At 41.4% G+C, this 12,396-nt stretch carries 11 protein-coding genes; 5 read left to right on the forward strand and 6 right to left on the reverse strand.

What is annotated here, in order from left to right:
- Positions 1–101: 101 nt before the first annotated feature.
- Together AC0L4E_RS18580 and AC0L4E_RS18585 are read left to right on the forward strand one after the other, a co-directional pair.
- Positions 102–815, forward strand: coding sequence for a hypothetical protein (locus AC0L4E_RS18580; RefSeq protein ID WP_473680944.1), 714 nt, complete (start codon positions 102–104; stop codon positions 813–815).
- Positions 816–830: 15 nt separating this feature from the next.
- A complete protein-coding gene (locus tag AC0L4E_RS18585; RefSeq protein WP_473680946.1) occupies positions 831–1,478 on the forward strand; it encodes a type 1 glutamine amidotransferase in 648 nt (215 codons plus the stop codon).
- 74 nt (positions 1,479–1,552) lie between these two features.
- On the opposite strand, the gene AC0L4E_RS18590 is transcribed toward AC0L4E_RS18585, so the two are convergent.
- Complete coding sequence (locus AC0L4E_RS18590; RefSeq protein ID WP_473680948.1) at positions 1,553–3,076, reverse strand: DUF3612 domain-containing protein; 1,524 nt, start codon at positions 3,074–3,076, stop codon at positions 1,553–1,555.
- 216 nt (positions 3,077–3,292) lie between these two features.
- Between AC0L4E_RS18590 and AC0L4E_RS18595 the strand changes: the two genes are divergently transcribed.
- Together AC0L4E_RS18595 and cynS are read left to right on the forward strand one after the other, a co-directional pair.
- Positions 3,293–3,811, forward strand: a complete 519-nt coding sequence (locus AC0L4E_RS18595; protein WP_473680950.1) for an aldolase/citrate lyase/malate synthase family protein — start codon at positions 3,293–3,295, stop codon at positions 3,809–3,811.
- 261 nt (positions 3,812–4,072) lie between these two features.
- The gene (gene cynS, locus AC0L4E_RS18600; protein ID WP_473680952.1) at positions 4,073–4,513 is read left to right on the forward strand and encodes a cyanase; all 441 of its coding nucleotides are present in this window, start codon (positions 4,073–4,075) and stop codon (positions 4,511–4,513) included.
- 148 nt (positions 4,514–4,661) lie between these two features.
- On the opposite strand, the gene AC0L4E_RS18605 is transcribed toward cynS, so the two are convergent.
- The 4 genes from AC0L4E_RS18605 to AC0L4E_RS18620 form a co-directional block, all read right to left on the reverse strand.
- Positions 4,662–6,485, reverse strand: coding sequence for a bifunctional protein-serine/threonine kinase/phosphatase (locus tag AC0L4E_RS18605; protein WP_473680954.1), 1,824 nt, complete (start codon positions 6,483–6,485; stop codon positions 4,662–4,664).
- A gap of 69 nt (positions 6,486–6,554) precedes the next feature.
- A complete protein-coding gene (locus AC0L4E_RS18610; protein WP_473680956.1) occupies positions 6,555–7,391 on the reverse strand; it encodes a formate/nitrite transporter family protein in 837 nt (278 codons plus the stop codon).
- Between the two features lie 224 nt (positions 7,392–7,615).
- Complete coding sequence (gene ccoG / locus AC0L4E_RS18615; RefSeq protein WP_473681750.1) at positions 7,616–9,121, reverse strand: cytochrome c oxidase accessory protein CcoG; 1,506 nt, start codon at positions 9,119–9,121, stop codon at positions 7,616–7,618.
- Between the two features lie 194 nt (positions 9,122–9,315).
- Positions 9,316–10,770, reverse strand: coding sequence for a sigma-54 interaction domain-containing protein (locus AC0L4E_RS18620; RefSeq protein ID WP_473680958.1), 1,455 nt, complete (start codon positions 10,768–10,770; stop codon positions 9,316–9,318).
- Positions 10,771–10,960: 190 nt separating this feature from the next.
- On the opposite strand from AC0L4E_RS18620, the gene AC0L4E_RS18625 reads away from it, so the two are divergent.
- A complete protein-coding gene (locus AC0L4E_RS18625) occupies positions 10,961–11,902 on the forward strand; it encodes a YeiH family protein (RefSeq protein WP_473680960.1) in 942 nt (313 codons plus the stop codon).
- A 145-nt stretch (positions 11,903–12,047) separates the two neighbouring features.
- Here the strand turns inward: AC0L4E_RS18625 and AC0L4E_RS18630 are convergent, their stop codons facing one another.
- The gene (locus AC0L4E_RS18630) at positions 12,048–12,257 is read right to left on the reverse strand and encodes a hypothetical protein (protein ID WP_473680962.1); all 210 of its coding nucleotides are present in this window, start codon (positions 12,255–12,257) and stop codon (positions 12,048–12,050) included.
- Positions 12,258–12,396: the final 139 nt, after the last annotated feature.

Consider the following 12,396-nt stretch of genomic DNA (forward strand, 5'->3'; position numbering starts at 1 on the left):
ACGACCTCAGTTTATTGGTTAAACGACAATTCAGTGCTTTACTCCAATAGATATTCATACGGGGACGGCCCCATCTGACTAATTCCAGATAGGAGCCGACAATGTTCAAACCTAAGTTTTTAACTGTATTTTTCATCGCAATAGTTAATTTTATTTCCCCCGTTTCACATGCAAATGACAGCCATTTTGGCATGCACGGCATGACCCTGTTCGGCAGTAATGAAGGCTTATTTGCATCGCATTTACCTATGTACCATCAACCGCATAACATACAAATGGTGATGCAGTTCCACTTCCGTGACCCCGATATTGATAAAGCGATAAAACAAAAGCTAACCCAGCAATCAAGTCAATCTGATCAGTTATGGACCATAGTCCCAAAGCCTTTTGATTTAATGCGTTTACACCCAATACATACTAATCCCCTGAATCAATTACAGATCGACGTTGTTGAAGGTCACTTTGAACGCGGTGGTAGCAAGCGTTATTCTGATCAAGATATTGTGATTGATAAAGTGATAGTTTTCTCCGAACTCAGTATGTTGACCGATCAAAATAAAGCGCCAAATGCCCAGTATTTAGTGATTGCCGCCAATGCTGAAAGCCAGCATCATTTTTTAATAAAACTGATTGAAAACCGACCCGAAGCAGACCACCTTTTACGGGTACTTAATCACGATTTTTCAACCCAATCACAAGTCACTGTCCCGTTAAATGGCAACTTGCATTCTAGTATTGACGCACTGGCTAAAAGTCTTTCAATTAAGCCACAACAGCTGATTGAGATTTATCTGGAAACCGGCGAATTACAGTAAATGATGAGTGAAAAAATGCGAAAATTAAGGTTAGCTATCATTCAACATCATCCTGCAGAAGGCGCTGGGCGAATAGCTGATTGGGCTGATAATCATCGGCATCAATTAACTCACTTTATGGCGCCTAATAGCGAGTTCCCCAAGCTTGCTGACATTGATGGTTTAATCATATTAGGTGGCCCGATGGATGTGATTGATAACCCGCCTTGGATGCAGAAAGAGCTGGTACTCATCACACAAGCGGTTCAGTTGGATATGCCTATTCTCGGAATATGTTTAGGCTCACAGCTACTGGCATCAACTTTAGGCGCCAAGTTAAGCACTTTAAGTACACCTGAATTAGGCTGGCAAACAATACAATTTTCAACGGGTCACTCATTGCAGGTGCCCCAGTGGCATTACCAAGGATTTAATTTTACTGAATCTAAAGTAAAAATAATTGCTAGCTCAATGAATTGGCCACAGCAAATGTTTCATCATCAGCGGCAAGTGGGGGTTCAATTTCATCCAGAGTGGAATGCTGAACAAATACAGCATCTGCAGCATGCTTTTGGTGAAGATTGCCCGTTTGATGTCAATAATGAGCAAAATGACTTAATTCAATCAGCTCAAAAAGAGCTTGAAGAGTGGTTTTTTCATCTTCTTAATAGCACATTCAAATAACGAAACACCCTGTTAATGCTGACTCATTAACAGGGTATTTTTATATACAACTCAATAATTAATAGTCGAAAAAACTACTCACATTGCGCTTTACCGCTGGCATAACAGCTTGGTTGACGTGGGCACACCGCGCCCCGTGAGCAGATCACTCTGGCGTCGTTTTCAATTCCGCGTTCAATCCAATTAATATTGAGAATTTTTGCCACACTGGTGAGATCCGCCTTTATCGCCTTAGGTATCGCGACTAAGCCGCCATTATCAACACAAGCTTGTTTTAAGTCTTGAGTAATTTTTTCGGCATCTTTACCCTGGGCTTCAATGGCAGGATTTAAATCAATCCCTGCACATAACACATGTGGATTACCTGCAGAGTCATCCACTTTTATCGACTCACAGCAGTAAATTCGTGGCTCATTACCTACATTTAAAATAGATATTTGCGCTGACGTTCCTGTTGATGGCTCATTGATTTTTCTGAACACAGCCCAGTGATGGCAAGGATCTTCAACAATCCGCATATTACCCCAAGGTAATGGGATACCATTGCCTCGATAAACCGCTTTAAGCTTACCTGGTGCATAAGCATCAAAGTAATGCCAATGGGGGTAAGGCGATACGACCGTCATGCGTCTCATAGCAACCGAGGCCGACACTTGCAGTTGTTTATGAATATCAATCTCGTAACCATGTCGGTCCAATAACTGCCTAAATGGCACTTTAGGACACAAGAGCGCACCCGCGAAAAAGCTGGATTCAAAATCACGCCAAGCATGCAAAATATCTTGAGCGTTTAAGGTATTTGATTGCATGGCCGCATCGTCATCAACTTCAACACGGCGGCCTGATGTCATGACACTTTTTAAGCCATCTTTATTGTGTAAAACGCAGTGGCCAATATGCACAGCCAAGTCATATTTAAGTCTTGGCGCATTAGATTTTAGTGCTTTATTGATAAAAATCGTCGCTGGCGGTTCAAAAAATGAGGTGGTTAACCGTGAAGAACGCGTCCCTGTTTCGTCTAACACTTCTGTAGGAACTTCATCAATCCACTTAATTTTAAGGCCCATGCTTTTGGCTGTATTGAGCATTTCGTCGGCGCTCAGTGGCATTTGTTTTTTGCCAATATCTTCGGCAGCGCGTTCTAAATCAGGGAAGTGATTTTGGTGATGTTCTTGGTGGGCGCGAATGAGTAACTGGGCAAATTGTCTGCCTGATGTGCCTGTTTGTGACAACATTTCAGGAATCGCAATTTGTAAAATATCATTTGAAAATAAGAAACTTGGCTCAAGCGGCATTCCGCTTATACCGCCGCGACGCCCTTTCTCTGGGGTGATTGATTGCTCTTCTGGCATGTCATCTAAGAACCAATCAACCTCTTTTTGAAACACTGTGGCAATCACCGCCAACATGCCTGCACTGGGCACACGCTTACCTCGTTCGATCATCGACAGATACGATACCGAAGGTGCAGAACTCGAATCAACGCGTATACATCTGGCGGACAAATCTTCCATCGTCAAATGATTACGTTTACGTAGATTACGGATCTTGGTACCAAGAAAATGTGACTTTCTCATCAAGCTTTGTTCATTACGCATTTTGTAAAATTCACAGTGTAAAATTTTTATTGTGAAATTGTAGTAAAAAATACTCTAGACTACAAATTAAGCAATCGGGAAACAGTTTTTAAGATTTGTTCACCGCAGCTTAAAACTGAATTAACGATAAAACGAATCACCAGTTAACAAACAAAGCAGCACTGAACTGACAGATTGACCAGACAGTGTAATGACCCAAGCGAAGAGGATAAGGTTATGACTATGACTACAATGCACACCAATACAGCAGCTCACAACCTTAACAGCTTCATTGAGGAACAATTTGTGGCGACCAGTACTAACGCAGATAAAATTACCAATGCGAAAGTATTTTTAGATGACAACTTCCCGCTAACTGAAGGCACTCATGCCGATGTTAGTAGCTATGTTATTTACTACACTCATCTTTTAGCATTTATGAAAGATGGCAGCCAATGTGGATTACAAAATCCGTGTCAGTTTGTTGCTCTAACGGGACATAAAAGCGACCCAACGTCAGTGGTATTAAAAAATAACGATACCCATGTTGAAGTCAGTTTTGACCGTAATGGTGAGTTAGGTGCAAACGACCCTGCTCACATCGAAGATATTCAAGTGGCACTGCCAATTAAAAACTTACCGACGCCATACAAACAATGGGTAAGCATGCTTCATTCTCGTTGCTTGCCAACTGAAGGAAATTGCAAAGTGTTTACTGCCAAAGATGGCACTGATTACGCAATGCACCAACGTTAATTAGCGTTATTAAATCTTGTTATTAAGGCTGACATAATTGTCAGCCTTTTTGTTATCAACAATCCCAGCATAACCCATTCCTCTAAAGCTCTCTGACATCTATTACACCAATAATATCGCACCAATAACTACCTCACCTTGCACTAAAACAGCCGTAGCCTTGCGACTTAAAATAGTAAGACACTGATTTACAATAGGTTAAATAATGGTCTAACTCTTGCGACGCCTTATCTGTGTTTATCATCCCTATAGGAAAATAAAATGAATAAAGAACAAGTCGTTGAAGCCATTGTGTTAGCAAAACATGCACGTCAGTTAAGTTGGCAAAATATTGCTGATGAATTAGAAATGGGCTGTGTTTGGGTCACATCAGCTTGTTTAGGAATGAACAGCATGCCAGAGAAAGTGGCGGAAAAACTGTGTCAGTTACTTGAACTTCCTGCGGGTTCCCAAGCAGCGCTTACGGCCTATCCAACCAAAAAATGGCAACGTGATGTGCCTCAAGATCCGCTAGTGTATCGTTTATATGAAGTGGTTGGTGTTTACGGTGAAACACTTAAAGAAGTCATTCAAGAACAGTTTGGCGATGGCATTATGAGCGCCATTGATTTCTCGATGGATGTTGAAAAACAAGCAGATCCAAAGGGCGACAGAGTGGTGATCACCATGAATGGTAAGTTTTTGCCTTATAAAGCTTGGTAATGAGTATTAGAAATACCGTTAAAAGCAGTGTTAAAAATAACGATAAAAAATGAATTAAGCTGAGATCTAAAGCGAATGCTATTAGTTTAAAAGCTTGGGGTTAGCTATTTACTCTAGGTATATTCAGCTTAATTCAACTTAATTCAACTTAATTCAACAAAGCTATTACTAATCCTAGCCCCAACAACAAAGATAACCGCTGCCAGAATAAAATCGGGTCCTTATCAATAAAAGGCATATTTTCTCGAGTCGCTTTAGGGTGAGGGTGTTTGAGATTATAAATAAACTCAGAGACTTCTGCGGTGCGCTTTGCAGGATCGACTTCCAACGCTTTTTCAAGTGCATAATCGACCCAATGAGGCACGGCAGCATTGCGGCTTCGGGCTGGAATATATCGCAAACTTTGCTGCGCTTTTAATGTTGTCGCCTTAGCGACATCCGCGCCGTAGGGCAAATAGCCTGTGAGCATTTGATAGGTAATTACCGCCAGTGAAAAAATATCACTTCGATTATCCCCTAACTCCCCAACAAAATACTCTGGCCCACTGTATTGCACAGTGCCTAGCATGTGATCATCAACCCCTTGGGTTTCAATGATTCCTGCCACTGCCGTCGCGCCAAAGTCGATAATTTTAATCACACCAGCCGTATCTATCATGATATTTTCAGGACGTAAGTCTTGGTGAACCATTTCTTGTCGGTGCAAGGCTTGTAAGCCTCGGGCAATTTGAATGACTAGATTTCTCACCGTATCTAAGTCTGCTTGGGCGTGGTCATGGATCCACTGGGCCAAAGTGCATCCTTCAACATACTCTGTTGTTGTATAGAGATATTGTTTAGGCACTGTTGATACGAATGGTTTTAATAAATGAGTGTTAGATACTCTTTGTGCTACCCAATCTTCCATTAACAAGGTTTCTAAATGAGCTTCATTCTGACGCATTTCATCAGAGGGAACCTTAATGACCACCCGCTGACCTGATACTTTATCTTGAGCAAGGTAAACTCGACTGCGACTGCTAACATATAACTCACGCTGAATGACAAAACCTTCAAATTCTTGCCCGCTATGCAAAGCTGGCGGCAAAGGCAGTTGAGTCAGTAGTTGTTTAAACTCATTCACCTCATGGCTTGGCAATGCATCAACGCTGACAATTTGAATAGTCAGATTATCATCGCTCCCTGCTGCCAACGCTTGCGCCACCAAGTCTTGTGCGACTCTGTCAAAGTCGGCACCTTTTGCATCAATACAATCAACATCAATACAATCAACATCAATACAATCAACATCAATACAATCAGCAGCATCAGAAGTCGCAACAGCACTAGCCCGTTTCTCCCTTTGTTCGACCTCTTGAATAATCGCATCAACAATGGCTTTAACTGATAAAAACTCATGAACTCCGTCAGTCGTGAGCACAAAAATATCACCCTGTTTAACCGGATGATCATGATAATCACAGCTTAACAACGGGCTAATGCCTAATGCTTGGCTCAGGTAACTTGTTTCACCAACATAATGGCGATGATCTATGGTCAATTGCTCTAGTGACTGACCACTTAATCGATAAACACGTGAATCGCCGCAGTGAAATAAATGCGCGGTATTAGATTTAAATACTAAGGCGCTGAAGGTACAGACATAACCTTTATTCGCATCATGGCGGTGCAGACCTTGCTGGCCTTGAGCAAACAACCAATGATTTAAGGCTTGTAGGACTTTATGTGCGGAGGTTTTAACTGACCAAGCATCAGAGGTCGCATAGTAATCATTAATAAAGTTACTAATCGCAGTTTCGCTAGCGATACCACTGACTTCACTGGTACTAATACCATCGGCAATCGCGACCACGGCGCCTTTACTATCAAGCTGTGGGCTTGCTGGCTGTTTGCTGCCACAGCAATCTTGATTAGCAGGCTTAAGCCCGCTAACGCTATGTTGGCCAATGGTTAGTTTGAGTGTTTTAGGCATAGAAAATAAAAATGCTCTGTGACCGTAAGCTAAGACTGCTTAGTGGTACAGAGCATTAATCATCAAAGCTTATGCAAGCTTTTCGCGGCGTGCTTGTTCACGCTTACGTGCTGGGCTTTCTTTTACATGAGTAAGATAAAGCGGTAAACCAACTAACACAAAGCCACCCACTAAATTACCAAGCGCGGTTGGGATTTCATTCCAAACAAGGTAATCCATTACAGTGAAGTCACCCCCCATAATCATCGAGAATGGGAACAGGAACATGTTCACAATTGAATGCTCAAATCCCATAAAGAAGAACAACATGACAGGCATCCACATCGCCATCATTTTGCCACTGGCTGAAGTTGAAATCATTGCACCAACAACACCCATAGATACCATCCAGTTACACAACATGCCACGGATGAAAATCGTCATCCATCCTGCAAAGCCATGTTCTTGATAACCTAACGTTCGTGACTCACCAATGCTACTGACTTTCGCTGCCAAAACGCCACCATCGGTGTTATATCCATAAGTTAAAATGAACGATGCAAAAAAGGCCACAGTAAGAGCACCGGCAAAGTTACCCACAAAAACTAAGCCCCAATTCCGAAGCATTTGGTCAACAGTACAGCCATTTCGTTTATCTAACACAGCTAATGGCACTAGAGTGAACACCCCGGTTAATAGATCAAACTTCATCAAATACAGCATGATAAAACCAACAGGAAACAAAATTGATCCCGTCAGTAAGCTGCCAGTCTTAACAATCACAGTAATGGCAAAAAATGCCGCCAGACCTAAAATTGCCCCCGCCATAAAGGCGCGGACAATAGTGTCCTTGGTTGACATGAAGATTTTCTGTTCACCTGAATCGACCATTTTGACGGCGAACTCTTTTGGTTCAATATACGACATAGCTACACACTCCTAGATTTAATTCTGATCATGTTTTGCTAGTTTTATGCCACTATAAAAAAACCAAAAGAAACAAGTTGTTAACATTACTCAATGCGATAAGTTATTTATCTAAAGCACTATAATAGTTCGTTATTTGTTCAGCCCGCCCTAAAATGGAACGTTGCACACTTACCTACTTATCCAGTATTTATTATGCTTGCTTATCTATTAAGGTCTAAAAACTAAGGCCTAAAAAACCTTGATTCTTGAATGACTTGATTGAGCACTTTGGTTTGCACAACCTCGCCTGCCGAATTCACTTCAGTGATTAAGAACGTCAGCACTTCACGAGCATAAAGTGCGTCAAAATCAGCATTAGGTTTCAATGAACTGTTAACGGTCACCGGATATTCTAATTGCTCAGCCGCTTTAATCAGTACTACAGTGTCGTTGGTAATCTCAAAATCATAAGCAGACAAATGGTCGTAACTTACACTAATTTTATAAAAGGCTGCTTGCTGTGTTTTATTGCGGATTTTTAGTAAATAGCTATTTTCGATGACCTCTTTATTTGGCTCTGTGCTGACCACACGGTAAAGGCTTTGACGATCTCGAATCACATTAAGCTGAATGTTCGTACGGCTTTGTAAGTCCAACACGATCATGACTAACATCACCAATAGCGCGCCAGCATAACCCAAGGCTTTTATTGACCAAAACGAGGGCTTTTCGCCTTTTTCCAATGCATTTTCACTAGTAAAGCTAATTAGATTGGGCAAATAGCCAAACTTCTCCATTGTTTGATTACACGCATCAACACAGGCGCCGCAATTAATACATTCATATTGCAGGCCATTGCGAATATCTATACCTGTTGGGCAGACATCAACACACAAATGACAATCGACACAGTCACCTAAACCAGCAGGCTTGTTATCATTTACCAGTGCTAATTGCTTCTTGTTACGCTTACGCGGACCACGGTTTTCGCCGCGAGTTGCATCATAACTGACTGTTTTAGTATTCGAATCAAACATCACCGCTTGAAAACGTGAGTATGGACAGCAATGCAAACACATCATTTCGCGCATCCAGCCGGCGTTGATGTATGTACACAATGCAAAAAACCATACCCAAACACCGGTCCAAAACCCACTACTGAAACTAAAAATATCGATATATAACTCACGGGCGGGCATGAAGTAACCCATAAAACCACACCCTGTCACCAATGCGATAACAGCCCAAGCGGTGTGTTTTGATACTCTTTTACCGATTTTAGACAAAGATAAGGACGCTTTATCTAATGCTGTGCGATGATGATGGTTACCTTCAATTTTAGCTTCAACCCACATAAACATTGCAGTCCATGCTGTTTGTGGGCATAAAAAGCCACACCACACTCTGCCCCAATATACCGTGACAAAAAACAGTGCAAATGCCGCGGCCATAAATACCCAGGCAAGTACAGTGAAGTCTTGTGGCCACAGAGTAATATTAAAAAAGAAGAACTGCTGTTCAGTCACGTCAAGCAAAATAGCCTGACGACCTTGAAAATTGATAAAAGGAATCATGAAAAAAATAGCGATCAGTAAGGTATTCGTGTGTTGACGAATTTTCTGAAATACCCCTTTCTGCTCACGAACATGAATTTTGCCAGAGGCGCTGACATTAACAACAGGAATGCGCTGGGTAGATGATGTGGGTAACCGACTCGAGACTGGCTCTGACGTTGCTGGTTTTGACATTGCTGCTTTTGACATAGTCTGGTCCTAATTTGCCTTTATTAGCTTACAGCTGAATAGCAAGACCTACGCCAACCAACACAACAAGGTAAGGTATTGATTTTAAACAATAAAATAAAAGTTTAAAAAAGCAAAAGTCACGATATATCACCTATACGTGATATATCGTGACCTTAGTTGAGAAGGAATGATTCGGTTTATCGGTTAATGGATAGTTTTTTCATTCTTGAACGTAAAGTACTGGGTGGCATATCGAGTATTGCCGCTGCGCCAGTCGGGCCCGAAATCCGCCATTGGACAGCATTAAGTGTCTCTGCAATATGGGCAGCTTCCGCCTGTGCCATGGTTAAAATAGGTTTAGCTACTGAACCAGTATTTTGCACACTTGCTTGAGCATGACCAAGCGATAGACTATTAAAGTCTAAAGTTTGATTTTGACTAAGAATGATTTCTCGCTCAATTAAGTTTTGCAACTCACGCACATTGCCAGGCCAAGAATATTGCTGAAGTTTTTTCAAACCTTTTGCGCTGACTTTAGTTATCTTTTTGCCTAATTTCTGACTTAAAGAAGCCACCAAATCACTCACTAATGCAGGAATATCCTCACCTCGTTGGCGTAAGGGCGGAACCAAAATGGGGAACACATTAAGGCGATAATACAAGTCCATTCTAAACAAGCCTTGCTCTACCCTTGCTTGCAGGTCGTGATGAGTCGCGGCAATTAAGCGAATATTAACCTTGATGGTTTCACTGCTGCCGACTCGCTCAAAAGACTGCTCTTGAATAACTCGCAATAGTTTAGATTGGGCTTCAAGGCTTAGCTCGGCAATTTCATCTAAAAATAAGGTGCCATTATGGGCCAATTCAAAACGACCTTTACGCCTGCTTACTGCACCTGTAAACGCGCCTTTTTCGTGACCAAATAACTCACTTTCTAAAATCGAAGCTGAAAATGCCGCACAGTTTACACTCACTAGAGGGTGATCTTTACGATGACTTAATTGATGAAGGCTCCGTGCCACCAGCTCTTTACCTGTGCCATTTTCACCGCAAATCAATACGGTACTGTCGGTGTTAGCCACTAGATTTATTTGCTGAGTTAAGTGACTAATTGCTTGGCTGTTACCAGATAGCCCCATTGCACCTTGTTTACCTTGAAGTTCAGTCAGCAAATATTGGTTTTCAGAGGCGAGACGCTCCGACAGTGCTTGCACCTGTGCTAATGCCTCGCGTAATGAATCTTCGGTGTGTTTTTGAATGCTCACATCTCGAAATATCGCGACTACGCCGATTAACACATCATTATCGTAAACTGGTGTAGAACTGTAATAAACAGGGAAGCAAGTGCCGTCTTTTCGCCAAAATACATCTTCCGAAACTTGGCGAGCTACACCATCATGTAAAGTGCGATAAATCGGGCAATCATGTTGTGGATAATGACTACCATCAGCATGGCTATGATGGTGACAATCATGGATATTTTTACCAATTAACTCAGCACTTTTCCAGCCCGTCATTTGCTCTGCAGCAGGATTAATAAATACCGCATTGCCATCAAGGTCAAAGCCATAAACCCCTTCGGTAATCGCGTTAAGCAGTAATGTGTTCTCTGGTAAAAAGTGACTAGAAGCAAAGTTTTTTGGCGATGTCATTGCATTCCCTTCCATCAAAGTGGTCAATAGTATTGTTATTATAATCAAGCCACGATATTTCGCGACTTATAGCTGAATGTATTTAGTTAATATCAACAATTATCTATATCTGATGCTTTTTCAGCTTCCGTTATCGTTCAATGTCTCCGAAATTGCTACAATAGCCCATCGATATTTTGAGTGATTGTTCATGACTACTGGTTTTTCTTCGCAATTCAAATTATGGCTATTTATCGCTGTGGGTTTGATGTGTTTAGCGCCGTTTATCTCTTCTCCAATAGCCTTGCTAATGGGATTTACGCTTGCCAGTTTGGGCATGGTGCCAGTTTGTATCGATCTAAATAAAATCACTAAAAAATTATTAGCTTATTCTATTGTCGGTTTAGGCTTTGGCATTAACTTACCTGAAGCAATTGCTGCCAGTAGCAATAACTTAGGCTTAATTGTGGGATCTATTTTCTTTACCCTGATTTTAGGTTTTGGTTTAACAAAGTTAATGAAGCTCGAAGAAAAGACAGGGCATTTGATTAGCTGTGGTACTGCAATTTGTGGTGGCAGTGCTATTGCCGCTGTTGCACCTGCAATTAACGCAAAAAATGATCAAATTGCAGTTTCGTTAGCCTGTATTTTTTTGCTCAATTCAGCCGCGTTATTTTTATTCCCCACCATTGGTCACGCCTTATCATTAAGTCAGTATGATTTTGGGGTTTGGAGCGCCATTGCAATTCACGATACCTCTTCGGTAGTTGGCGCTGCATCAGCCTATGGTGATGAAGCCTTAAAAACGGCAACCACAATTAAACTAGCCCGTGCATTGTGGATTATTCCAATCGCATTACTCAGCGCCGTCGTATTTGGTGGCGATAAGTCAAAAATATCTATTCCATACTTTATTGGTTTTTATTGTTTAGCGATTCTAACGGCTTACTTTATCCCTCAAGGCCAGCCTGTTTATGACGTATTATTTAACGTCTCTAAGCAATTACTGATTGTATGCTTATTTTTGATTGGCGCAGGGATAACGGTGAGTAAAATGCGCGCCAATGGGCCTAAACCGTTATTATTGGGCATATTACTCTGGCTTGCTATTGGTAGCTCATCGCTAGGGTATATTTTATGGATAGGGCAATAAAATAGGACTTATCGCAGTGATCCATTGCTGATGGCTTATAAGTTAGAAGTTAGAAGTTAGAGGCTAGCACTATGAGCATAGTGATAAGGGCATAGAGCTATGAGCTTAGAACTAACGTTTGAGAGCCGATAAGGTTAAACGCTGACTATTCTGAGTCCTGTGCATCTTGCGGCTGAATGTAAGGCTTAGCTAACGCCAATCCAATCAGCCCGCCAAAAGCTAATAACTCAATCACCGCACGTGTTAATCCCGTAGTTTGCACTGATGCAACCACCGCAATAATGCACAAACTAATAATCGCAATGACTTTAAATAGTTTGATTTTGGCTTTGCTGTTAAAGCTATTTTTAAACAATGAACATATTGCCTCAGTGTAAATACTCAGGTTAATTATCTAAATTGTCTATTTAAGCCGCCAATACTGATTGTTTCTAAGTTATGCACTTACACGTTAAAACTCATTGTTTAACTTATAATATGAGCTCATTACCTTA

The organism is Shewanella sp. GJ50-10 (assembly GCF_055808815.1).

Excerpts from the sequence above, each read along its gene's own strand:
- AC0L4E_RS18620 (WP_473680958.1), bottom strand. The coding sequence starts at position 10,770 with ATGACATCGCCAAAAAACTTTGCTTCTAGTCACTTTTTACCAGAGAAC.
- AC0L4E_RS18625 (WP_473680960.1), top strand. The coding sequence starts at position 10,961 with ATGACTACTGGTTTTTCTTCGCAATTCAAATTATGGCTATTTATCGCT.
- AC0L4E_RS18585 (WP_473680946.1), top strand. The coding sequence starts at position 831 with ATGCGAAAATTAAGGTTAGCTATCATTCAACATCATCCTGCAGAAGGC.
- AC0L4E_RS18580 (WP_473680944.1), top strand. The coding sequence starts at position 102 with ATGTTCAAACCTAAGTTTTTAACTGTATTTTTCATCGCAATAGTTAAT.
- AC0L4E_RS18610 (WP_473680956.1), bottom strand. The coding sequence starts at position 7,391 with ATGTCGTATATTGAACCAAAAGAGTTCGCCGTCAAAATGGTCGATTCA.
- cynS (WP_473680952.1), top strand. The coding sequence starts at position 4,073 with ATGAATAAAGAACAAGTCGTTGAAGCCATTGTGTTAGCAAAACATGCA.
- AC0L4E_RS18595 (WP_473680950.1), top strand. The coding sequence starts at position 3,293 with ATGACTATGACTACAATGCACACCAATACAGCAGCTCACAACCTTAAC.
- AC0L4E_RS18590 (WP_473680948.1), bottom strand. The coding sequence starts at position 3,076 with ATGCGTAATGAACAAAGCTTGATGAGAAAGTCACATTTTCTTGGTACC.
- AC0L4E_RS18605 (WP_473680954.1), bottom strand. The coding sequence starts at position 6,485 with ATGCCTAAAACACTCAAACTAACCATTGGCCAACATAGCGTTAGCGGG.
- ccoG (WP_473681750.1), bottom strand. The coding sequence starts at position 9,121 with ATGTCAAAACCAGCAACGTCAGAGCCAGTCTCGAGTCGGTTACCCACA.